This window comes from Burkholderia pulmonis, from assembly GCF_984667975.1.
Genome location: NZ_OZ480187.1, coordinates 28691 through 51900 on the forward strand (window position 1 = coordinate 28691; position 23210 = coordinate 51900).

At 63.3% G+C, this 23210-nt stretch carries 16 protein-coding genes and 1 pseudogene; 7 read left to right on the top strand and 10 right to left on the bottom strand.

The window, feature by feature from the left end; all coding sequences use genetic code 11:
* Positions 1-305 precede the first annotated feature (305 nt).
* Genes AC5LXK_RS16920 through glcD form a run of 5 tightly spaced genes read right to left on the bottom strand, consistent with a single transcriptional unit; the run spans position 306 to position 6768 of the window.
* Entirely contained in the window at positions 306-2480 is a 2175-nt protein-coding gene (locus AC5LXK_RS16920) for a malate synthase G (RefSeq protein ID WP_493392642.1), read from the bottom strand.
* 42 nt (positions 2481-2522) lie between these two features.
* Complete coding sequence (locus AC5LXK_RS16925) at positions 2523-2927, bottom strand: GlcG/HbpS family heme-binding protein (RefSeq protein ID WP_493392643.1); 405 nt, start codon at positions 2925-2927, stop codon at positions 2523-2525.
* 20 nt (positions 2928-2947) lie between these two features.
* Positions 2948-4168, bottom strand: coding sequence for a glycolate oxidase subunit GlcF (glcF, locus tag AC5LXK_RS16930; protein WP_493392644.1), 1221 nt, complete (start codon positions 4166-4168; stop codon positions 2948-2950).
* A gap of 24 nt (positions 4169-4192) precedes the next feature.
* A complete protein-coding gene (gene glcE / locus AC5LXK_RS16935) occupies positions 4193-5269 on the bottom strand; it encodes a glycolate oxidase subunit GlcE (RefSeq protein WP_493392645.1) in 1077 nt (358 codons plus the stop codon).
* Positions 5269-6768: a glycolate oxidase subunit GlcD gene (gene glcD / locus AC5LXK_RS16940; RefSeq protein WP_493392646.1), complete on the bottom strand. Its 1500-nt coding sequence runs from the start codon at positions 6766-6768 to the stop codon at positions 5269-5271. Before glcD ends, glcE begins: the two co-directional genes overlap by 1 nt.
* A 218-nt stretch (positions 6769-6986) precedes the next feature.
* Between glcD and glcC the strand changes: the two genes are divergently transcribed.
* From glcC to AC5LXK_RS16975, 7 genes and pseudogenes are all read left to right on the top strand, one after another.
* On the top strand, positions 6987-7757 hold the full coding sequence (gene glcC, locus AC5LXK_RS16945; RefSeq protein WP_493392647.1) for a transcriptional regulator GlcC: 771 nt from the start codon (positions 6987-6989) through the stop codon (positions 7755-7757).
* A gap of 252 nt (positions 7758-8009) precedes the next feature.
* Positions 8010-8432: pseudogene (locus AC5LXK_RS16950) on the top strand (DUF6306 domain-containing protein); the annotation flags it as partial.
* 48 nt (positions 8433-8480) lie between these two features.
* Positions 8481-9929 carry a DEAD/DEAH box helicase gene (locus tag AC5LXK_RS16955; protein WP_493392648.1) on the top strand — a complete coding sequence of 483 codons (1449 nt, stop codon included), beginning with the start codon at positions 8481-8483 and terminating at the stop codon, positions 9927-9929.
* Positions 9930-10403: 474 nt separating this feature from the next.
* Positions 10404-13289: a type VI secretion system Vgr family protein gene (locus AC5LXK_RS16960; RefSeq protein WP_493392649.1), complete on the top strand. Its 2886-nt coding sequence runs from the start codon at positions 10404-10406 to the stop codon at positions 13287-13289.
* A 58-nt stretch (positions 13290-13347) separates the two neighbouring features.
* Entirely contained in the window at positions 13348-14895 is a 1548-nt protein-coding gene (locus AC5LXK_RS16965; RefSeq protein ID WP_493392650.1) for an N-acetylmuramidase domain-containing protein, read from the top strand.
* Positions 14879-15553 (top strand): hypothetical protein, encoded by a 675-nt coding sequence (locus AC5LXK_RS16970; protein WP_493392651.1) that lies wholly within the window; start codon positions 14879-14881, stop codon positions 15551-15553. Before AC5LXK_RS16965 ends, AC5LXK_RS16970 begins: the two co-directional genes overlap by 17 nt.
* A gap of 183 nt (positions 15554-15736) precedes the next feature.
* Positions 15737-16414 (top strand): hypothetical protein, encoded by a 678-nt coding sequence (locus tag AC5LXK_RS16975; RefSeq protein WP_493392652.1) that lies wholly within the window; start codon positions 15737-15739, stop codon positions 16412-16414.
* Positions 16415-16751: 337 nt separating this feature from the next.
* Here AC5LXK_RS16975 and AC5LXK_RS16980 read toward each other — a convergent pair whose 3' ends face one another.
* From AC5LXK_RS16980 to AC5LXK_RS17000, 5 genes are all read right to left on the bottom strand, one after another.
* Positions 16752-17603, bottom strand: a complete 852-nt coding sequence (locus AC5LXK_RS16980; protein WP_309288198.1) for a carbohydrate ABC transporter permease — start codon at positions 17601-17603, stop codon at positions 16752-16754.
* 21 nt (positions 17604-17624) lie between these two features.
* Positions 17625-18569: a carbohydrate ABC transporter permease gene (locus AC5LXK_RS16985; protein WP_493392653.1), complete on the bottom strand. Its 945-nt coding sequence runs from the start codon at positions 18567-18569 to the stop codon at positions 17625-17627.
* Between the two features lie 54 nt (positions 18570-18623).
* Positions 18624-19883 carry an ABC transporter substrate-binding protein gene (locus tag AC5LXK_RS16990; RefSeq protein ID WP_493392654.1) on the bottom strand — a complete coding sequence of 420 codons (1260 nt, stop codon included), beginning with the start codon at positions 19881-19883 and terminating at the stop codon, positions 18624-18626.
* A gap of 63 nt (positions 19884-19946) precedes the next feature.
* Positions 19947-21938 carry a beta-galactosidase gene (locus tag AC5LXK_RS16995; protein ID WP_493392655.1) on the bottom strand — a complete coding sequence of 664 codons (1992 nt, stop codon included), beginning with the start codon at positions 21936-21938 and terminating at the stop codon, positions 19947-19949.
* 8 nt (positions 21939-21946) lie between these two features.
* Positions 21947-23095: an ABC transporter ATP-binding protein gene (locus AC5LXK_RS17000; protein WP_493392656.1), complete on the bottom strand. Its 1149-nt coding sequence runs from the start codon at positions 23093-23095 to the stop codon at positions 21947-21949.
* Positions 23096-23210: the final 115 nt, after the last annotated feature.

Sequence of the window (23210 nt, forward strand, 5' to 3'; positions counted from 1 at the left end):
GCGCGGGAAATGTTGCGACCCGTTGATCCGGATCAAATTACAGTGGAATCCCGGGCTTGCAAATATCGGGCGGAACGTTGCTGTGCAAGGCTTTGCGGTGCAACGGAGCGCCGGACGCCGCATGGCCGGGGATTCCGGCTGATTGGCGTCGGGCGGGCTCGCATACGAAAGGCTGGCGATACGTACCGATTATCGGTTTCAACGGATGATTTCAACGGCCGTGTGAACCCGAAAATGAAAACGGGCGGCCGCGAGGGCCGCCCGTTTCGTCAGGCCGGCATGCGGGCCGGCCCGCATGCGCAGGCTCATGCGCCGTGCTGTTGCGCCTTGAACGCGAGGCGGAACTGATGCAGCAGCGGCTCGGTATAGCCGCTAGGCTGCGACGTGCCCTGCAGCGCGAGCGCGCACGCGGCCTTGAACGCGGTCGACTGGTCGTAGCCGGGCGCCATCGGGCGATAGTTCGGGTCGCCGGCGTTCTGCTGGTCGACGACCCGCGCCATCCGCTTGAACACGTCGAGCACGAACGCCTCGGTGATCACGCCGTGGCGCAGCCAGTTCGCGATGTGCTGGCTCGAGATGCGCAGCGTCGCGCGGTCTTCCATCAGGCCGACGTCGTGGATGTCCGGCACCTTCGAGCAGCCGACGCCCTGTTCGACCCAGCGCACGACGTAGCCGAGGATGCCCTGAGCGTTGTTCTCGACCTCGCTCAGGATCTCGGCGTCGCTCCACTCCGCGCGTTCGACGACCGGCACGGTCAGCAGCCCTTCGAGCAGCGCGTCGCGTTCGCTCGCGTACGGCGTCTTCTCGAGTGCCTGCTGGACGGCCTGCACGTCGACGAGGTGGTAGTGCAGCGCGTGCAGCGTCGCGGCGGTCGGCGACGGCACCCACGCGGTGTTCGCGCCGGCGCGCGGATGCGCGATCTTCTGCTCGAGCATCGCGTGCATCAGGTCCGGCATCGCCCACATGCCCTTGCCGATCTGCGCGCGGCCGCGCAGGCCGGCCGACAGGCCTGCCAGCACGTTGTTGCGCTCGTACGACTGGATCCACGCCGACGATTTCATGTCGCCCTTGCGGATCATCGGGCCCGCTTCCATCGCGGTGTGCATCTCGTCGCCGGTGCGGTCGAGGAAGCCGGTGTTGATGAACGCGACGCGCGCGGCGGCCGCGGCGATACACGCGGCGAGGTTCACGCTGGTACGGCGCTCCTCGTCCATGATGCCCATCTTCAGCGTGTTGCGCGGCAGGCCGTACAGATCCTCGATGCGCGCGAACAGCGTATCGGCGAACGCGACTTCGACCGGGCCGTGCATCTTCGGCTTCACGATGTAGATCGAGCCCGTGCGCGAATTGCGCTTCGCCTTCAGGTCGTGCAGCGAGCACAGCACCGTGACGACGCCGTCGAGGATGCCTTCCGGAATCTCGTTGCCGTCGCGGTCGAGCACCGCGCCGTTCGTCATCAGGTGGCCGACGTTGCGCACGAACAGCAGCGAGCGGCCGTGCAGCGACAGCGTGCCGCCGGCCGGCGTCGTGTATTCGCGATCGGCGTTCAGGCGGCGCGTGAAGCTCTTGCCGCCCTTCGCGACTTCCTCGGCCAGCGTGCCCTGCATCAGGCCGAGCCAGTTGCGGTAGAGCTGGACCTTGTCGTCGGCGTCGACTGCCGCGACCGAATCCTCGCAGTCGATGATCGTGCTGACCGCGGCTTCGAGCACCACGTCCTTCACGTTCGCGAGATCAGTGCGGCCGATCGGCGTCGATGCATCGACCTGGATTTCGAGGTGCAGGCCGTTGTGCTTCAGCAGGATCGCGGACGGCGCGCCGGCTGCGCCCTGGTAGCCGACGAACTGCGCCGGCTCGGCGAGATGCACGACGCCCTTCGCGGTTTCGACGGCGAGCTGGCCGTCCTGCACGCGATAGCGCAGCGCGTCGCGGTGCGAGCCGCTCGCGAGCGGCGCCGCGTTGTCGAGCACGTTGCGCGCGTAGTCGATCACGCGCTGGCCGCGCGTCGGGTTGTAGGCCGCGGTGCGTTCGGCGCCGCCGTCTTCGGGCAGTGCGTCGGTGCCGTACAGCGCGTCGTACAGGCTGCCCCAGCGGGCGTTCGCGGCGTTCAGCGCATAGCGCGCGTTCGACAGCGGCACGACGAGCTGCGGGCCGGCCTGCGTGGCGATCTCGGTGTCGACGTTCGCGGTGGCTGCCGCGACGTTCGACGGGACCGGCACGAGGTAGCCGATTTGTTCGAGGAACGCGCGATACGCGGCATGGTCGCGCACCGGGCCGGGGTGCGCGCGATGCCATGCGTCGAGTTCCAGCTGCAGGCGGTCGCGTTCCGCGAGCAGCTCGCGGTTGCGCGGCGCCAGGTCGTGCACCAGGGCCGAAAAACCGCTCCAGAACGCGGCCTTGTCGATGCCGGTGCCCGGCAGCGCTTCGTTTTCAATGAACTGGCTGAGCGCTGGCGCGACTTGCAGTCCTGCTTGGTCGATCATCGTTAATCCTCCCGGGGAAAAATGCGCGCGCGGCTTGGCTGGTTATGCCGCGACGCTTTGTGTGCTGGCGCGGGCGATCTGCGCGTCCTGCTCGGACTTTACGCCAGACACGCCGATCGCGCCCGCAATCCGGCCGTCGACCGTGACCGGCACGCCGCCTTCGAGCAACCCCGTCAGCGGCACGCTGAGAAACGCGGTGCGGCCACCGTTGATCATATCCTCATAAGCTTTCGTCTCGCGACGGCCGAGCGCCGCCGCACGCGCCTTGTCCTGCGCGATATAGGTACTGGCCGCCGATGCGCCGTCGAGGCGCGCGAACGCGAGCAGGTGGCCACCGTCGTCGACGACCGCGATCGACACGGCCCAACCGTGGCCTTCCGCTTCCGCGCGGGCGGCGGCGAGCATGCGCTCGACGTCGGCGAGTTCGAGTTCGGGCTTCGTTTTCATGGTGTTTCTCCGGAATCAGGTCAGTTGACGAGTCGGTTGTCGACGAGCTCGATCCAGTGGCGCACGGGCGTGCGGCCCGCGCCGTTCAGGTGAGTCTGGCAGCCGACGTTGGCCGTGACAATCAGGTCCGGCCGCGCGGCTTCGAGCGCATCGAGCCGGTTGTCGCGCAGCTTGGTCGCGAGTTCGGGCTGTGTCAGCGAATACGTGCCGGCCGAGCCGCAGCACAGATGACCGTCGGCGACATTCGTCAGATCGAAGCCGAGCCGGGTCAGGACGCTTTCGACCGCGCCGCCAAGGCGCTGCGCGTGCTGTAGCGTGCACGGGCAGTGGACCGCGACACGGCGCGGCGTCGCATCCGCCAGCGCGTCGAGCGGCTCGGCCGAGATCACTTCGGCGAGATCGCGCGCGAGCGCGCAGACGCGTCGCGCCTTCTCCGCATAGACAGGGTCGGAGCGCAGCAGGTCGCCGTATTCCTTGACGAATGCGCCGCAGCCGCTCGCCGTCTGCACGATCGCTTCCACGCCGGCCTCGATGGCGGGCCACCACGCGTCGATGTTGCGGCGTGCGCGATCGAGGCCCGCGTCCTGCGCGTTCAGGTGGTATTCGGTCGCGCCGCAGCAGCCGGCTTCGCGCGCCGGCGTCACGCTGATGCCGAGCCGGTCGAGCACGCGCGCGGCGGCTGCATTGGTGTTCGGCGACAGCGACGGCTGTACGCAGCCTTCGAGCATCAGCACGCGCCGCGCGTGACGCACGGCCGGGCGCGGCGCGGCCGCGGCGATGGCGGCCGGGATCTTGTCCTGCAGCCTGCCGGGCAGCAGCGGACGCAGCGCGCGGCCGGCCTTCAGCAACGCGGCGAACGTCGCCGGGCGCGGCACGACGTGACGCAGCCCCGCGCGCAGCAGGCGCTCGCGGGCCGGCCGTGGCACACGCTTCTCGGCTTCCGCGCGGCCGATGTCGAGCAGCGTGTGATAGCGCACGCCGGACGGGCAGGTCGTCTCGCAGTTCCGGCACGTCAGGCAGCGGTCGAGATGCTGCTGCGTGCGTTCGCCGCACGGCTCGCCTTCGAGCAGCTGCTTGATCAGGTAGATGCGGCCGCGCGGCCCGTCGAGCTCGTTGCCGAGTACCTGATAGGTCGGGCAGGTCGCATTGCAGAAGCCGCAGTGCACGCATGCACGCAGGATCGCTTCCGCTTCGTCGGCCCGGGCGAGGGCCTTGCTTGCTTCGCTGAGATTGGTTTGCATCGGCGGGTCCGGATCGGGTTCGCGTCAGAAGTCGGCGTAGAGCCGGCCGGGATTGAACATCGCGTGCGGGTCGAGCTGCGCCTTGAGCTGCCGGTGCACGCGCAGCAGCGCGGGCGGCAGCGGCTGGAACGGCTCACGTGTCGCGCCCGGCGTGAAGCAGGTCGCGTGGCCGCCCCATTGCGCGGCGAGCCGCTGCACGTCGGCCGGCGCGGCGTCGCTCTTCAGCCAGCGCTGCGCGCCGCCCCAGTCGACGAGCTGCGCGCCGGGCAACGCGTCGAGCGGCGCGGCGGCCGGCACCGACACGCGCCACAGCGGGCGCGGATCGTCGAAGAACGGCAGCGCGAGGTCGCGCAGCCGGGCCCAGAACGCGTCGCCGGTGTCGTCCATCCGGTCGCCGCCGATCGTGTCGCGCGCCGCCTTCACCGAGCCGTCGCCGCCTTCGATCCGCACGCGCAGCACGCCGTCCGCGTGGCACGCGCCCGCGAGCGGCAGCCCCGCACGTCGCCACGCGGCGATGCGCTGCACGGCTTCGCCGGCGGCGAGCGGCAACGCGAGATCGCACGTCGCGCGCGGTTTCGGCAGCACCTTCAGCGACACCTCGGTCACGATGCCGAGACAGCCGAAGCTGCCCGCGAGCAGCCGCGACACGTCGTAGCCCGCGACGTTCTTCATCACTTCGCCGCCGAAGCGCAGGTGCTTCGCGTGGCCGGTGATCACGCGGCAGCCGAGCACGAAATCGCGTACCGCGCCGGCCCACGGGCGGCGCGGCCCCGACAGCGCGGCCGCGAACATCCCGCCGACCGTGGCCGTACCGCCGAACGACGGCGGCTCGCACGGCAGCATCTGGCCGGCCGCGTCGAGCATGGCTTCGAGATCGGCGAGCGGCGTGCCTGCGCGCGCGGTGATGACGAGCTCGGTCGGGTCGTACGAGACGACGCCGCGATGCGTGCGCACGTCGAGCGTGCGGCCTTCGACGGGGCGACCGAGGAACGCCTTCGTGCCTGCGCCGCGGATGTGCAGCGGCTGGCGGTCGTGGATCGCGGCCCCGACCTGTGCGACGAGCGCCGCGCTGTCGTCGATCGATTCGATGTCGCGTCGCATCAGAAGCGCTCCAGTTCGGGAAACGGCAGCTTGCCGTGATGGATGTGCATCGCGCCGAATTCGGCACAGCGGTGCAGCGTCGGGATGTTCTTGCCGGGATTGAGCAGGCCCTGCGGGTCGAACGCGGCCTTTACTGCGTGGAAGAACGTGATTTCGTCGGCGTTGAACTGCACGCACATCTGGTTGATCTTCTCGCGCCCGACGCCGTGTTCGCCGGTGATACTGCCGCCCGCCGCGACGCACAGCTCGAGGATCCTGCCGCCGAGCGCTTCCGCGCGGTCGAGCTCGCCGGGCCGGTTCGCATCGAACAGGATCAGCGGGTGCATGTTGCCGTCGCCCGCGTGGAACACGTTCGCGACCGGCAGCCGGTATTCGGCGGACAGCGCGGCGATGCCTTCGAGCACGCGCGGCAGCTCGCGGCGCGGGATCGTGCCGTCCATGCAGTAGTAGTCGGGCGACATGCGGCCGACCGCGGGGAACGCGTTCTTGCGGCCGGCCCAGAAGCGCTGGCGTTCGGCTTCGTCGCGTGCGACGCGGATCCCGGTGGCGCCCGCGTCGCGCAGCAGCGCGGCCACGCGTTCGGCATCCTCGTCGACGTCGCTTGCCGCGCCGTCGAGCTCGCACAGCAGGATCGCCTGGGCGTCGACCGGATAGCCCGCGTGGATGAAATCCTCGGCCGCGCGGATCGCGAGGTTGTCCATCATCTCGAGGCCGCCGGGAATCACGCCCGCGCCGATGATGCGGGCGACCGCGGCGCCGGCTTCGGCGACGTCGTCGAAGCTCGCCATCAGCACCTTCACGCTCGACGGTTTCGGCAGCAGCTTCACGGTCACTTCGGTGACGATGCCGAGCATCCCTTCGGAGCCGGTGAACAGCGCGAGCAGGTCGAAGCCGGGTGCATCGAGCGCATCGGCGCCGAGCGTGAGCGTGTCGCCGTCGATCGTCAGGATCTCGACCTTCAGGATGTTGTGCACCGTGAGCCCGTATTTCAGGCAGTGCACGCCGCCGGCGTTCTCGGCGACGTTGCCGCCGATCGAGCACGCGATCTGCGACGACGGATCGGGCGCGTAGTAGAGGCCGTGCGGCGCGGCCGCCTGCGAGATCGCGAGGTTGCGCACGCCGGGCTGCACGCGTGCGATGCCGGCATCGGGGTCGATGTCGAGAATCCGGTTGAACTTCGCCATCACGAGCAGGATGCCTTTTTCGAGCGGCATCGCGCCGCCCGACAGCCCGGTGCCCGCGCCGCGCGCGACGACCGGCACGCGGTGCTCGGCCGCGACGCGCAATACCGCGCGCACCTGGTCGACCGTGTCGGGCAGCACGACCGCGAGCGGCACCGTGCGGTAGGCGGCGAGGCCGTCGCATTCGAACGGCTTGAGCGCCTCGCGTTCGTGCAGCACGTCGAGGCCGGGCGCCGCCGCGTGCAGCGCGGCAACGAGCGTGTCGCGGCCGACGGTCGCCAGCGCGCCGTCGATCCGTTCGTCGTAGATGAAACTCATCGGTCTGTCTCCACCATGCGGGCGGCCGCGCGATGCGCGACACGCCGGAAGGAGGGGATTCTTGGCGGGCTGCGCGGGCGTGTCCAGACGTCTTTCAGGTGGTCATACCAGTTTTTGGATAAGCCCTTGCGGTGGGTTCGGTTCAGATCCTGAAATGGTAATCAGAACAAGGCTTTGTGCGAAAATAGACGACATCCGTCCAAAGTGGTCATACCAGTATGGAAATGCAGGATCGAGAAGGGCCGGCGCGGCGCGTGGCCGATGTCGTTGCCGAGCGGATCGAGCAGTTGATCGTTGACGGCGTGCTGAAGGCCGGACAGGCGCTGCCGTCCGAACGGCGGCTGACCGAGAAGCTCGGCGTGTCGCGCACGGCCGTGCGCGAGGGGATGAAGCTGCTGCATGCGCGCGGGATCATCGACACGACGCACGGCAAGGGTTCATTCGTCGCGAGCCTGACCCCGCAACGCGAAATCACGCCGATGATGCATCTGCTCGGCTCGCAGCCGCGCACGCTGTACGACCTGTTCGAGGTGCGCGGGATGCTCGAGGCCGAGGCTGCCCGGCTCGCGGCGTTGCGCGGTACGCCGGCCGATTTCATCCTGATCAGGCGCCGCTACGAGGAAATGACGGCGGCCGATGCGCAGGATCTCGATCCCGCCGCGCGCGCGAAGCTCGATCATGCGTTCCATCTCGCGATCTGCGAGGCGTCGCACAATCCCGTGCTCGTCAATACGCTGCAGTCGCTGACCGACCTGCTGCTCAGTTCGGTGTTCGCGTCGGTGAACAACCTCTATCACCGCGAACCGCTGAAGAAGCAGATCGACCGCCAGCATGCGCGGCTCTACAACGCGGTTACCGGGCGGCTGCCCGACCAGGCGCGCAAGGCCGCGAGCGAACATATCCGCCAGTGCGTCGACTATCTGCGCGAGATCGAGCAGGAAGAACAGCGGCTCGTGCGCTCGACGTTGCGGCTCGAAGGATGGACGTGAGCGGGCGACTGCCCGTTCGTACGATGACGTAAATCAAGCGGAGTGCGTTGGCGACGCGGCGTTTTGATCGAATATGTCACAATGTGATGTATTGAATGTGCGGCCCGCGTGGATTGGTGCACATTCGTGCAACACGCGCCGTGTAACGTCGAGCGTGTTACGCCACCGATCCCGACAGGAGGATGCTGCATGTCGATTCCGACGCATGGAGACGGCCCCGCCGCCCGCACCGATCCGATCCCGCAGGAAGACCGCGCCGCGTTGCTGGCGACGCTCGACGAGCTGCTGGAGGCCGAGCGTGCCGGTGCGCGGGTCGCTTCCGAGACGGCCGCCGAGGTCACCGATGATCCCGAACTGCATCGGCTGATCGCGCATATCCGTCAGGATGAAGCGCACTGGTGCAGCGTGCTCGTCGACGCGATCCGGTCGCTCGATGCGATCCCGACACGCGCGACCGGCGCGTTCTACGAAAAGGCGATGGCGATCGACGATCTGGCCGAGCGCATGGCGTTCCTGAATCGCGGCCAGCGCTGGGTCGTGCGCAAGCTGCAGACGCTGCTGCCGACGCTCGCGAATCAGGATATTCATCACGCGCTGACGCTGATGCTGGTCGCGCACGAGAAAAACATCGGGGCGGTGGATGTGCGGTTGCGAGGGGGAGCGGGCGGGGGGTGACCGGGGCAGTAACCGCTAGAATTGCGGTTTTTAGCCCGGAACACGTCCATGTCCTTCGCCTCCCTTGGCCTGATCGAGCCGCTGCTGCGCAATCTGCAGGGCCTCAATTACCAGACACCTACGCCGGTGCAGGTCAAGGCGATTCCCGCCGTCCTCGGCGGCAAGGACGTCATGGCCGCGGCTCAAACCGGCACGGGCAAGACGGCCGGTTTTGCGCTGCCGCTGTTGCAACGGCTGGTGCAGCACGGCCCGGCGGTGTCCAGCAACCGTGCGCGCGTGCTGGTACTGGTGCCCACGCGTGAACTGGCCGAACAGGTGCTGCAGAGCTTCGTCGAATACGGCCAGGGCCTCGATCTGCGATTCCTGGCAGCGTACGGCGGGGTGAGCATCAATCCTCAGATGATGAAGCTGCGCAAGGGCGTCGATGTGCTCGTCGCCACACCCGGCCGTCTGCTCGACCTGAATCGCCAGAACGCCGTGCAGTTCGATCAGGTCCAGACGCTGGTGCTGGATGAGGCCGACCGCATGCTGGATCTCGGCTTTGCGCGCGAACTCGACGCCGTCTTCGCTGCGTTGCCGGCCCGGCGCCAGACGCTGCTGTTCTCCGCCACCTTTACCGACGATATCCGCGCGATGGCAGCGAACATTCTGCGCAGCCCGGTCGATATCAGCGTCAGCCCGCCCAATGCCACGGCCAGCAAGATCAAGCAATGGGTGGTGACGGTCGACAAGCGGAACAAGCCCGACCTCTTCATGCACCTGGTGGCCGAGAACAACTGGGAGCACGCGCTGGTGTTCGTCAAGACCCGCAATGGCGTGGAATACCTGGCGGCCATGCTGGATGAAGCGGGCTATGCGGTCGACACCATCCACGGCGACAAGCCGCAACCCGCGCGCCTGCGTGCGCTGGAACGCTTCAAGGCGCGTGAAATCCAGATGCTGGTCGCCACCGACGTGGCGGCGCGCGGGCTGGATATCGACGATCTGCCGCTGGTGGTCAACGTCGATCTGCCGATCGTCGCGCAGGACTATGTGCACCGTATCGGCCGCACCGGCCGCGCGGGCGCCAGCGGGGTGGCGGTGTCGCTCGTGTGTGCCGATGAAGCGCCGCAACTGGCCGCGATCGAAGCGTTGATCCGGCAAACGCTGCGGCGTGAGGAGGAGCCGGGTTTCGAAGCCGAACACCGCGTGCCGGAAACGAGCGCGACGGGGCAGATCATCAAGAAACCCAAAAAGCCGAAGAAGCCCAAAGTGCAGCAAGCGGTGCCGGTTGCCAAGCCGGTGCCCGGCAAGAAGCCGCGTCCGCAAGCGCCAGGCGGAGAAGGCAAGCGCAAGGCTGCCGCGCCGCAGCCGAAGCCGGCCGGTAACGGCGTGGACTACATCATCGGCAGCCCGTTCAGCGTGCAGAAGCCGCGCAGCAAGCCTGCCGGCAAGGCGGCTGCGGGTTCGGGCAAGCCGGCGGGCAAATCGGGTAGCCGTGGCAAAACGTCCAAGTAGCGCGGCGGATCCTCTGGGCAACTCCCCTTCAAAGCCCACATGCAGGCGAATGTCGGCCTAGGCACCCGACTGTCCGCGCCTGCCGATGCGATCATTGGCGCGACAGATGGATGTCTGTCCAAGATGCGTTAGCAGAGGAAGATTGGCGTATATATGGTTCTGTCACATTCCGTGAACTTTAAAGGTTGCCATCCAATTCGAAGTACATGCCGTGTAGAAAGAGAGTGGATGTGAATTTGAGATAATCTCGGTGCGTAACGGGATTGCCGCATCAATTTTTCGAAAATATTTGAGATTATGAATTGAGTGCGTAGGGATCTTCCTTCTCAGGGTTAAGCCATTTTCAAATGCTTTGTCGCATATAAAGGTTCGCGCAATTCTGAATAGAATTGCGCGAGCGACTCATCGTCGCAATGGCTGACCGTCGCTCGCATCGGTTTCTTGGCGGTCGAACCTGAGAGACAAGGAAAGGAAATGGTTCTTCCATCCGTCGATCCCGCAAGATTGCGGGCGGCTACGCTTTACGAGTCGATACATCGAGGTTTGATGCAGCATGAGCGACTGCTTATGTTCCGCTCCCCGCTGGGGGCGCAAACGCTCATTCCCGTGCGCGCAAAGGGATGGTCCAGAGTCGGACGAGGCTATCGCTGGGTGGTCGACGTCGTATCGTTACGTGACGATATCGATAACCTGGAACTCGAGCATCAGCATGTCACACTGTTTATTCAGCAAACCTCCAAGCCATTTATTGAATCCGTCTATCTCCCGATTCATGGCTTCGTTCACAAATTCCACACGCTGGGGCAAGACGGAAATCTGACCGTCTACCAGGTTGAGTTTGAGTCGGCGCTCTTCTTTCTCGGCAAGGCGAGCAAGAACGATCATTGGTTAAATAAAAGCGCGCGGGATATTCTCTCTGAATTGCTGGGGGCTTATCCGCAGCTTGCTGGGCGGGTACGTTTCGTCCTATGGGACGAGCCACGTGTGCGATCGTACACGCGGCAGAGCGAAACCGATCTGAACTTTTTCCATCGAATTCTCGAAGACGAAGGATGGTACTTTTATTTCGAGCATGCGCCGGTCCAGTATGAAGACGATCCGCGCGTGTCAACCCTCGTCATAGTCGACCGGCTTTCTGCCTTGCCAGATGCGAAGCCGATCGAGTTTTTCAACGGTGCAATTGGCGACGAGGTAGACGGCTTCACGCAATGGGCGGTGACTCAGACCGCACAAAGCCTTGCCTACGCGACAACTTCCTTCAATTACAAGAATCCGCACCAGAATTATTCGGTGCGCAGTGACTTGGGTGATAGCGCAAGCACTTACGTGACCGAAGAGCGACGTCAGCAGGTGACGCGCAGCGTTCCGTATGCACCTATGATCATGCGCGAAGCCTTGTCGTATGCCTATCCGAACTCGGACGATGGGCGCCGACGTGCATCCAATCGGACTCAGGCGTGGACGTCCGCCGCACGCCGATACATTGGCCTCGGCGGTGTGCGATGGCTCGACGCCGGATCGCGTTTCACGCTTGAGCATCACACGCGGCATATGACGTTCGATCCGAACCTTCGGGAGTTCATGGTAGTCGAGGTTGAGTGGTTCATCGAGAACAATGTGCCGCTATCCAATCATGCCGCGACCTATCCACTGAGTTTGCAGGGCGCGTTGTCCGACTTGCGCCATGACTATGGCACCCAGTTCAGCTCACGAACCAATCCCGTCGATGGCCTGGGCGGCGTCTACTTGGTCAAAGTAGAAGCGCAGCGGACCAACAACGAGTATCGCAGTCCGTTCGAGCATGGAAAGCCGCGGATGCATGCCGAGCACGCACTCGTGAATGGGCCAAATAATGAGGAAGCATGGGCCGATGAACGCAATCGTATCTACGTGATCTATCCGTGGGACGAGCGCGACGGAACGAACCAGATGCAAACGTCACCGCCACTGCTGGTGATGCAGGCAGACACCGGATATGGCTATGGTGGCGTTCATGTGCCGCGCAAAGACGAATGGGTCCTCGTCGACTACTTCCAGGGTGATTGCGACCGGCCGTATGTGCTCGGCCGCCTGCCATCCCAAACGACACCCCCACAATGGCATACCAACGTGCTCCTCTCGGGCCTCAAGTCGAGTGGCTTCGGTAAGAGTGGCGCTTACAACGCGTTCGTACACGACGATGCGACACATCAAGGGGCTACGCGACTGACTACCTACACGGGGAGGGTCGGGAACAGCTACAGCCTGTACCACCAAGGGGTTTTGATCGACCATGCGGGCAATAACAACGCTCGCGGCCGATACCTCGGAAAAGGAGCCTTGCTACATACGGATGATTATCTCGGTATGCGGGCGAATCGTGGTGCATACATCGGAACGCACGCGAAGGCGCACAACGATGATCAGCTCGACGTCAAGGAAGCGCAGGGTCAAATGATCAGCGCCGAAAGCATCGTTGAGGCGCTGTCGAACATCGGTGTCCAGCACCACGCGGACAGCTTGAAAGAGAGCCACGCTTCGCTCAAGCAGTTCACGGACGCCACTCAGCAGTCGGAGACGCCGGAAGCCGGTGGCGGTCGTACCGCAGGGGGTGGGACTGGCAGTGCGAACGCGTTCAAGAAGGCGATTCTGCTACTTGCTAGTCCGTTCGGCATCGGCACATCTACGCAAGACTCGCTGCATATGACGGCAGATCGCCATATCAATTTGGTCAGCGGCCAGAACACGCATATCGGATCAGCAGGCGCATTTATTGTAAATGCCGCCAAGGTGATCGGGATGTTCTCGCAGACGGCGATCAGGTTGTTCACCAAGGGACCGGTGCAGATCCAGTCCCATGACGCAAATGTCGAGGTGGTCGCCAAAGCAGTCCTCAAACTGCTAGCACAAGGGGACATCGAGATCGCGGCGGGGGGAAAGCTGGTGCTCACCGCGGGCGGTGCGTCAATCACCCTTGAAGGCGGCAATATCCGCGGGCATGCACCCGGGACCGTCGAGTTCAAGGGAGCGCAGCATTCGTTTAGTGGGCCGGCCAGTATGCGCTATTCCATCCCGCGGCTTCCTGTCAGCACGTTGCAGCAAAACCTGGCTCACGAATATACGCAGACTTTCGACGTATCTTCGGTCATCGCGAATCTTGGTGTCGGGCAAGCGCTGCAAGCGCAGACATATCGCATCTATCTGCCGGACGGGACACTTCAGCAGCAGGGCGGGCTTCTCAATGGTGAAACGGCAACGGTTCACACGCCTACGTCAACGAAAGTGAAGTGTGAGATCGGTGGCGGCGACTGGCACGCGATTGAAGATGCTTACGACCATGAAGAAGCAGTCGACGACGCGAGCGAAGACCCGGTCGATTAGCAGCAGGAAACTTGACCGATTCAGCTTCTGATATCAGCGAAATAGATAGGGAGAACAAGTGTCGAACGCACAACCCGCGGACGCACCGGCACCGAAGGCTAAGGTTCGACGCGTCGCTTCCGTGGAAGTAACCGTGCTTTTTCGCGATGTGTTGAAAAAGCCTATCGAAGGTCTTTCCGTTCAGTTGAAAGCTGGCAAAAACGCACCGCCGGCCCCCGCGTGGGAAATCGGCCCTGATCCAACGATCATCCAAGAGGATTCCGCAACAAAGAGCAATGCGCCAGCTGCTACGCCCGCTTCCGGGGCGGCGGCCTCATCTGGAGTGGCATCCAGTTCGGCGGCGCCTGCACAAACGCCACCGAATAGCAAAGCCGAACCGATCGCTCCGCCCTCGCCGCCCATTTCGGACAACAAGACGGAGGTGACTACCGACAAGGATGGCTTTGCGGTGACAATCACAAATGCAGCTCGCAACCAGCCGATAGACGTGTTCGTCAAGAATCGTCGTGGAGAGTTTGTCTGGAAAGCCCAGATTGTCCCCAAGAAGGATATCAGCGCGTTCACCATCGTCAGTCCCGAATATCACCTGGAGTCCACCACGCAACTCACACCGAAGGACAAGTTTGAGCAGAACCTCAATCTTCCGGTTGTGAAAGAGGGCGAAGCCATGACGATCGAAAGATTGGTCAAGGAATTTGGTCAATACATTGCGTGGACGCAAAAAGTCACCGAGCAAGGCCGTGTAAAAAAAGACTTTCCCAAGAAAAACAAGGAAGTCACCGTCGATCCACAGTCACATAAGAAGAAAGTCAAGATTGCAATTGAACACCACTATAAGGTAGTGGACACTGGCAAACCGCACACCGTAGCATTCAGCGTTTTTGGTTCGCGGCTGAATTACCCCAAGCCTGAGTTCTTTTCGGATGTTCAGTATCAGCGCATGGCTAGTGAACTTGGCGTAGAGGTTGCCGCCATTAAGGCGTTGGTTCAGCAGGAATCTCAAGGCCATCCATTTTTGGAAAATGGACTTCCTCCCATACTGTATGAGCGACGGCATTTCTTTGATCTATCCGTAAAGAAGCGCGACAGGGAGGCAGAGGAGAAAGAAAGGGGGGCGGAAAAGAAAGCGATAGAATCGAAGAGCACAAAAGCGACTGGTGCTGCCAAAAAGAAGGCGCATCCGCTCAAAAGAAAGGATCCTCCTGAAAATCCTTATCCAAAATTTCCTGATCTCTGCTTTCAGAGCGGAGATCAATATGGCGAAGACGGTCTGAGTCAATATGGAAAGCTGATTCGCGCTGCGGCTCTTGATTTTGATGTCGCTATTCAATCATGTTCTTGGGGAGGATTTCAAATTCTGGGAGAATACTATTCATCGTGTGGGTGTTCGACGCCGGCAGAGTTTGCCAATAAATTTATGTCTGGATCAGATGGGCAGATGGAAATATTTATTGCATTCATGAAAAAAGAGAAGCGTGCCGGTGTTGACGGATTAAGAGGGCGCAAATGGGAGCAGGTTGCGGCCTCATACAACGGTAGCCGCTGGCGCACGAAAAATCCTCACTACGCTGAAAATCTCAAAAAATTCTATGAGCAGTTCAAGTAAATTCATTGTGCTCTTATTTGTTGTATTGCTTTCGCGATTGTCTTTTGCCGGCGAAGTGATTCTGTTCAATGATGCAAGATTAATCGGGTTTCGCGATGGGAAAGCTATATCAGGTCTTTATGATTCACGAAACGCAAGATTTTCTTGCAACTTCTTGTTTGTAGAGAAGGGTGTCAAGTCAAGAGATACGAATGTTGATGGTTACGTCGGCACGCCGTTACTTACTTTTGTTTTAGGTGAGTTATCCCCGGAATTTTCGAATAGAAATAAAGTGTTCGACATCAAAGGGGATTTATATCGGCGCGACAATGAGTGGGTTATACAAACGGAGTCCGGTCAGGCCGGGTGTGAAAATGCAACAGGAACATTCACTTTTGGCCCAAAAGACTTTAGGTCGGTCACTTATTACGAAACTCATAAGATTCCAGCTATCGGGATTCGCATTGTGAATGATAAAGCGAATTTTTATGACAATCGTGATGGAAAATTTGTGGCGAAGAAATCCTATCTTGTAAAGGGGGATGGTGTGGTTGCGCTGAAAAGCCAAGGCGATTTTTCATATATTCGTTACGTAGGCACTGGGCCGAAGTTCGAGGGCGGCATCACTTTTGGCTGGGTGCATACGCGGGATTTGGTGGATCCTTTCCCACCGAAATAAGATTTCAATTCCTTTTGTCAGGGCGCCAAGTTTCACGATGAGTTAGATGCCGCTCGGCAAATGGGGTGCGCGGGGGACATTGTCGAGCCGGATCGACCCCGAGAATGCCTCTGCGACGCGTCACGCGGATCAAAGTGCCGGAAAACTTGCTCTAGATTTGATCTGAAAATCTTCTGAAATTTTATGATTCGTTTAAATAAGAATCTGCTATTTGCAACGATGCTGGCAGTGTCTGGGTCGGCATTTTCCGGGGGTGCTGTTCTGTTTCAGCAGCCGTACTTGATTGCGTTTATGAATTCCGGTCGTGTGACTGGGGTTTATTCAAGAATTGGTGAGGCTGGGTCTTGCTATTTTTTGTTCTATGGGATGTTTGAAAAAAAGTATCCTGACACGGCGAATTACTCCACCTTTAAGATCAACACTTTTCTCAGTGGCGACAGATATCTCGATTTTTCAAGTCGAGACAAGAGCTACGACATCGATGGTTATTTATACAAAAAAGATGAAGGATGGGTTCTTAAAACAGTGAGCCCGCAGGCTGGTTGCAGTAGCGCGCAAGGCATCTTCTCTGCTGATCCGCCAGATATTTCGGCGACGGAATTTTTTGCTTCAAGTGAAATTCCGGCATTAGGTGTTCGTCTGGTTGAAAGAAAATCCGCCTTGTATACGCTAAGAGGCGGTGAGTTTATTGCCAAAAAATCTTACCTTGTACGTGACGATGCCGTCGTTGTTATAAAGGTGCGCGGTGAATTTTCATATATCCGCTACGTCAATACGGGGCCGAAGTTTGATGGTCGTATCACGTTTGGCTGGTTGCGCTCGAAAGATTTGGTTGATCCATTTCCCCACGGAACGCAATGAAAGCGATCCCGATGGCCGTTTGTTGAACGCTTTGCGTGATGCACAAGAGGCGGATATAAAATTCGCCGCCTCGAAACGTAGTCTTGTGGTTGATCTGGGGGAGGGCCAGTTGCACGGTCGTGGATTTCAATCGTTGGCTTTGGGAATCATTGCTGAACGTTAATCCGATGCGATAGGCCGGCGCATTGTGATTGTTGAATTCGGTCTATGACAGAAAGCCTGCACGGGGTCTTCAAGCAACATCCACCCCAACCCCCGCAAAGCATGAAAAAAGCCCGCCGAAGCGGGCAACCTCACGATGCGGAGGGGGAGATCCGAAAACGCGTCCGGCGCGCGATCAGCCTTTCGTCGCGCCGAACGTGAGCCCCGCGACGAAATGCTTCTGCATCGCGAAGAACATCGCGACCGACGGCAGCGCGGCAAGAATCGATCCGGCCGACACGAGATTCCACGACGTTGTCCATTGCCCCTTCAGCGCAGCCACGCCCGCCGTGATCGGCGCGGCTTCATCGCCCTGCGTGAGGCACAGCGCCCAGAAGTAGTCGTTCCACACGAACGTGAACACCAGAATCGCGAGCGCGGCCAGCGCTGGCCGGATCAACGGCAGCACGATCCGCCAGAACACCGTCCATTCCCCCGCGCCTTCGATGCGCGCCGCCTCGATCAGCTCGAACGGCAGCTGCTTGATGAAGTTGCGCAGGAACAGCGTGCAGAACCCGGTCTGGAACGCGACATGGAACAGGATCAGCGCTTCGACGGTATTGAACACGCCGAGCCTCAGCGATAGATCACGCACCGGAATCATCAGCACCTGCACCGGCACGAAGTTGCCGGCGACGAACGTGCCGAACAGCGCGGTATTGCCGCGAAACCGGTAGGTCGCGAGCGCGAAGCCGGCCATCGCCGCGAGCGCGATCGAGCCGATCACGGACGGCACGGTGATCTGCACGCTGTTCCAGAAGTAATGCAGCATCGGCGACGTCGTCAGCGCGTCGCGATAGTTCTCGATCATCGCGAAGTGCCGCGGCCACCCCCAGTAGTGGCCTTCGACGAGTTCCTCGGTCGAGCGCACCGACGTGACGAACACCGCGATCATCGGCAGCAGCCAGATCAGCAGCGCGACGGGCAGCGACAGCTTGTACAGCCGGCGCGAGACGGGCTTCCATTGGGCAACGGGTGTCGGAAACATGATGAAGGCCTCCCCGGCAGATCACTGCTCGTTGCGCAGCATGCGGCGCAACTGGAACACGATGTAGACGAGCATGATCGCGAACAGCACGACCGCGATCGACGCGGAATAGCCGAGCCGGTAGTACTTGATCGCCTGGTCGTACATGTAATACGCGAGCACGGTCGAACTCTCGAACGGGCCGCCGCTCGTCATCACCGAGATCAGGTCGAAGCTGCGCAGCGCGCCGATCACCGTGACGACGATCGCCATGAACGTGGTCGGCCGCAGTTGCGGCAGCACGACGTGCCAAAGCATGGCGAAGCCGCGCGCGCCTTCCATCCGCGCCGCTTCGATCTGTTCCGGATTGACCGACGTGAGGCCGGTCAGGTACAGGATCATGCAGTACGCCGTCTGCGGCCACAGCGCGGCGAATACCACGCCGAGCGTTGCATAGCGCGCGTCGCCGAGTACCGGGATGCCGTGCCCGGCGAGCAGCGCGAGCAGCCCGAACGTCGGATCGTAGAACCACGAGAAGATCAGGCCGACGACCACGCCGGACAGCACGAACGGCGCGAAGAACAGCGACTTCACGAGCCGGATGCCGCCGACCGCCTGGTTCAGGTACAGCGCGAGCGCGAGGCCCAGCGGCGGCGCGAGCATGAAGAGCACGAGCCAGATCACGTTGTTGCGCAGCGCCGTGTAGAACGTCGGCGCATGCAGCAGTTCGACGTAGTTCGCGAGACCGACGAAGGTGCGCTCGGTCATCCCGTCCCAGTTGTACAGGCTCAGCCACATCGTCGACAGGATCGGCCAGATCACATAGACGGCAACCATTGCGCAGGCCGGCGCGAGAAAGAGCCACGCGGCGCGCCGTTGCCGCCGCACGGCCGGCGACGGGCGCCGTGCCGGCAACGCGGTGGCGGATGTCCCGCGCGGCGGCGGCGCGGTGCCGGCGGGCGGGGTGGACGTGATCGGACTGGACACGGCAAGCCTCCTAGACGGACACGGCGGCGCACGGCCGCCGGTTGGGTCACGCGGTCACTTCTTGTAGATCCGCTTGCGGGTCTGTTCGAGTTGCGCGAGCACCGTATCGAGCTGCGCGGGATTCGCGAGGAACTGCTGCATCCCCTTCATCCCTTCGTCGGCCATTTCCTTCGTCATGTCGCGGTCGTAGAACTGCGCGACGCCGCCCTTCGTGTCGGCGAGGATCCGGAAGCCGATGCGCGAGATCGGATCGTCCGGCTCGGGCGACTTGCTGTTGGCCGACAGCGATCCGAGGCCCTCCGCGAGCTTCGCGCCCATCTCGGGCGTTTCGACGAACGCGAGGAACGTGTGCGCGTCGGCCTTGTTCTTCGCCTTCGTCGGGATGTGCAGCGATTCGACCGGGCCATCCTCGGCGGTCGGCACCTTCGGGTCGATGATCGGGAACCGGTAGTAGCCCATTTCCTGCTTCACGTTCGGCGGGAAACCGGCCGCGATGAAGGTGCCCATCAGCATCATCGCGGCCTTGCCCTGGAACAGGAACGGCTGCGCGCCGTCGAGATCGTAGGACAGCGCGTTGTCGATGAAGTAGCCGGCGTCGATCAGCGATTTCCACGTCGTGTAGACCTTCTTCACGCGCGGGTCGGTGTACGGCACGTCGCCGGCCATCAGCTGCTGGTGGAACGCGTTGCCGTTCAGGCGCAGGTCGAGATAGTCGAACCAGCCGGCGAGCGTCCACGCGTCGCGGCCGCCGACCGCGATCGGCGTGATGCCGGCCGCTTTCAGCTTCTTGCACGCATCGAGAAACTGGTCCCACGTCTTCGGCTCGTCGGCGATGCCGACCTTGCGGAACAGGTCCTTGCGGTAGAACAGCCCCCACGAGTAGTAGACGGTCGGCGCGGCGTACTGCTTGCCGTTGTACGACGACGCGTCGCGCGTCGACGCATACATCGCGCCCCAGCCGTTCTTCGCCCAGTCGCCGCTCAGGTCCTCGAACAGTCCGCGCTTCGCGTAGTACGCCATCCGCTCGCCAGCATGCCAGTTCACAACGTCCGGCGCGACGGTCGTGAGCCACGCGGGGAGCTGTACCTTGTACGCTTCCTCGTCGACGAAGGTCGCCTTCACGTCGATGTCGGGATGCGCCTTGCGGAATGCGTCGAGCGTCGATTGCCAGACCGCGCGCTGGCTCGCGCCCTTGAACGCGATGTTGATCGTCAGTGTGCCGGCATCGGCGGACGCCGTCATGCCGAGCGATGCGAAGGCGACGGCGGCGGCCGTGGCGAGCCGGGCAGCGGCGCGAAGGGGGCGATGTGTCATGGTGTCTCCAGTCCTGTGTGTCGTTGTGCGTGACCGGCGCGTCATGGCGCCGGTGGCGGGGTGCTACGAACGGCTTCGATACACGGCCACGTCCTGCGGCCCGACTTGCGCGGCGCCGAGCACGAACGCCGACGGCGGCACCGCGTCGATCGTGTGCGGCGTGCTGCCGTAGTTGAAGACGTAGGTCAGGCCGCCGCGCCGGCTCACGCGCACGCCGTCGCCGAGCGGCGTCGTTGCGAGGCCCGCTTCGGCCGCGACATCGGCGAACAGCTTCGCGGTGGTCGCCTCGTCGAACAGCGCGGCCCAGTAATGCAGCACGCCATGCGACACGCAGGCCGGATGACCGTCGGCGAAGCGTGCATGCACGACGCTGCGCGTGTCGTCGTGCAGCTCGACGAAGTCGCGCCAGTGGCGCGCATCGCCCGCGAGCAGGGAGCCGTCGCGCAGCGTGCCGTCGATCGGCTCGGTCACGTTCGGCCGCAGCGATTCGACGCGCCACACGCGCACCGGCAGGATCGACGCGAGCGGGCCGGGCGGTAGCGCCGGCGGAATCTGGAGGTCGGCGGTCTTCGAACCGGTGCGCGGCCCGAACACGGCATGCGCGCCCGACGCGGCGAGCCGTGCCGCGAAATCGTCGGGCACGACGGGTAGCGGCGGCACGACGACGAGGCGATAGCCGTCGAGCGGCGCATTCGCCGAAACGATATCGACGTCGAGGCCGAGTGAACGCAGCGCCGAGTAGTACTCGAATGCGAAGCGCGGGTAGTGGAAATCGGCGCCCTGCGGCTGCACTTCGAACAGCCACTTGGCCTCGTAGTCGAAAACGAGCGCGACCGGTGCGCGCACCGGGCCGTCCGCGTCCGTATCCTGGCCTGCGTCATGCACGGACGCGATCTCGCGTGCGACACGTTGTGCCTCGCGGCCGCCTTCGTCGAGCCTGTCGTCGGGCGTGTGCAGGCCCGCGTGCATCTGTTCCTGCGCGAACGGCGCCTGCCGCCAGCGGAAGTACGACACGCAGCCGGCGCCATGCGCGAATGCCTCCCAGCTCCACAGCCGAACCATGCCCGGCAGCGGCGCGGGGTTCCACTGCGCCCAGTTCACGGGCCCCGGCTGCTGCTCCATCACCCAGAACGGCAGCTTCGACATGCCGCGATACAGATCGTGATTGAACGACGCGAAATCGGGGTGGCCGGTGCGCAGCCAGCGCGCCTTCACGTCGGGCGCGAACCATTGCTCCTCGAGCGCGCCGAGCGGGTAGCTGTCCCACGTCGCGATGTCGAGGTCGCGTGCAACCTCGTAGTGGTCGAACTCGGTGAACAGCTGCATGAAGTTGTGCGCGACGGGCCGCCCCGGCGAATGCGCGCGGATCACGTCGACCTGCATCCGGTGATAGCGCGCGACTTCGTCGGACGCGAAGCGCCGGTAGTCGAGGCGATGCGACGGGTGGGCTTCGGTCACGGTGCCGACGGGCGCGTCGACTTCGTCGAAATGGCGGTACTCCATGCTCCAGAACACGGTGCCCCACGCGCGGTTCAGCGCGTCGATCGTGCCGTAGCGCGCCTTCAGCCATGCGCGGAAGCGCACGAGCGCGGCCGGCGAATAGCTGACGACGGTCTGGTGGCAGCCGAGTTCGTTGTCGGTCTGCCAGTAGCGCACGGCCGGGTGGCGGCCGTAGCGTTCGGCGACCGCCGTGCAGATCTGGCGCGACGCTTCGAGATAGGTCGGCGACGAGAAGTCGTAGTGGCGGCGCGAGCCGAACGCGCGCGGCCGTCCGTCCGCACCGATCGCGAGGATGTCGGGATGGCGGTCGACCAGCCATTTCGGCGGCGTGGCGGTCGGCGTGCACATCACGATCTCGAGGCCGGCGGCGCCGAGCACGTCGACCGCGCGATCGAGCCAGCCCCAGTCGTATTCGCCCGGCGACGGCTCGATACGGCTCCACGCGAATTCGGCGATCCGCACCTGCTCGATGCCGAGTGCCTTCATCCGGCGGGCATCGTCGGCCCACATCGTTTCAGGCCAGTGTTCCGGGTAGTAACAGACTCCGAGGCGCATGCCGATCCCTATGCGTAGTGGTGGACGTGGACGTCGGCGCACGCGGGCACCGCGCGGCCGTCGTCGGTGAAGAGATGGCAGGCCGAGGCCGGCGCATGCACGTGCACGCGCTCGCCGGTGCGTACCTGCGCGTCGCCGGGCACCTTCGCGATCAGCGGTGCGCCGCCGGGCGTATCGAGGTGCACGTAGGTCTGTTCGCCCAGGCGTTCGACCAGCGCGACGTCGCGCGCGAGCGTCGTCGCGTCGGGCGCGGTACCGAGCGTCAGGTGTTCGGGGCGAATACCGAGCGTCACGGCCATGCCGGCGCCGAGCGACGAGCCGTCGCGTGGCAGTACGAAGGTTTCGCCGGACGGGACGAGCGTGACGGTCGTGCGATGCGCATCGCACGCAGCGACGACGGCCGGCAGGAAGTTCATCCGCGGCGAGCCGATGAAGCCCGCGACAAAGCGGCTGGCCGGGTGGTGGTAGAGGTCGAGCGGCGCGCCGACCTGCGCGATGCTGCCGTGCTGCGCGGTGTCCGCGCCGGCGTGCAGCAGCACGATCTTGTCGGCGAGCGTCATCGCTTCGGTCTGGTCGTGCGTCACGTAGACGACGCTCGCGCGTTCGAACTGCCGGTGCAGCCGCGCGATCTCGATGCGGGTCTGGCCGCGCAGTGCCGCGTCGAGGTTCGACAGCGGTTCGTCGAACAGGAACACGCCGGGCTCGCGCACGATCGCGCGGCCGATCGCGACGCGCTGCCGCTGCCCGCCCGACAGCGCCTTCGGCTTGCGGTCGAGCAGCGTGTCGAGCTGCAGGACGCGCGCCGCGTCGCGCACCTTCCGGTCGATCTCGGCTTTCGGCACGCGCGCGAGCTTCAGCCCGAACGCCATGTTCTCGTACACCGTCATGTGCGGAAACAGCGCGTAGCTCTGGAACACCATCGCGACGCCGCGCTCGGCGGCCGGCACGTCGTCGACGCGGCGGCCATCGATCGACAGCTCGCCCGCGCTCAGGTCCTCGAGGCCGGCAATCATGCGCAGCAGCGTCGATTTCCCGCACCCGGACGGCCCGAGGAATACGCAGAACTCGTGCGCGCCGATCTCCAGATCGACGTCGCGTATGACCGGCGCGTGATCGCCATAGGCTTTCTGCACGCGTCGCATCGAGATGCTCGCCATTGTCTCCGCTCCATGTTTTAATGCGCTGTATTACATGATTAAGCGCTTAATCATCGCGATCAAAAAAAGAGGCGATGCGATCGCGGCCGAGTCGCGCCCGTCGGTCGGGCGGCAA

Coding starts and splice junctions, on each gene's coding strand:
- AC5LXK_RS16920 (WP_493392642.1), bottom strand. CDS start 2,480: ATGATCGACCAAGCAGGACTGCAAGTCGCGCCAGCGCTCAGCCAGTTC.
- AC5LXK_RS16925 (WP_493392643.1), bottom strand. CDS start 2,927: ATGAAAACGAAGCCCGAACTCGAACTCGCCGACGTCGAGCGCATGCTC.
- glcF (WP_493392644.1), bottom strand. CDS start 4,168: ATGCAAACCAATCTCAGCGAAGCAAGCAAGGCCCTCGCCCGGGCCGAC.
- glcE (WP_493392645.1), bottom strand. CDS start 5,269: ATGCGACGCGACATCGAATCGATCGACGACAGCGCGGCGCTCGTCGCA.
- glcD (WP_493392646.1), bottom strand. CDS start 6,768: ATGAGTTTCATCTACGACGAACGGATCGACGGCGCGCTGGCGACCGTC.
- glcC (WP_493392647.1), top strand. CDS start 6,987: ATGGAAATGCAGGATCGAGAAGGGCCGGCGCGGCGCGTGGCCGATGTC.
- AC5LXK_RS16955 (WP_493392648.1), top strand. CDS start 8,481: ATGTCCTTCGCCTCCCTTGGCCTGATCGAGCCGCTGCTGCGCAATCTG.
- AC5LXK_RS16960 (WP_493392649.1), top strand. CDS start 10,404: ATGGTTCTTCCATCCGTCGATCCCGCAAGATTGCGGGCGGCTACGCTT.
- AC5LXK_RS16970 (WP_493392651.1), top strand. CDS start 14,879: ATGAGCAGTTCAAGTAAATTCATTGTGCTCTTATTTGTTGTATTGCTT.
- AC5LXK_RS16975 (WP_493392652.1), top strand. CDS start 15,737: ATGATTCGTTTAAATAAGAATCTGCTATTTGCAACGATGCTGGCAGTG.
- AC5LXK_RS16980 (WP_309288198.1), bottom strand. CDS start 17,603: ATGTTTCCGACACCCGTTGCCCAATGGAAGCCCGTCTCGCGCCGGCTG.
- AC5LXK_RS16990 (WP_493392654.1), bottom strand. CDS start 19,883: ATGACACATCGCCCCCTTCGCGCCGCTGCCCGGCTCGCCACGGCCGCC.
- AC5LXK_RS16995 (WP_493392655.1), bottom strand. CDS start 21,938: ATGCGCCTCGGAGTCTGTTACTACCCGGAACACTGGCCTGAAACGATG.
- AC5LXK_RS17000 (WP_493392656.1), bottom strand. CDS start 23,095: ATGGCGAGCATCTCGATGCGACGCGTGCAGAAAGCCTATGGCGATCAC.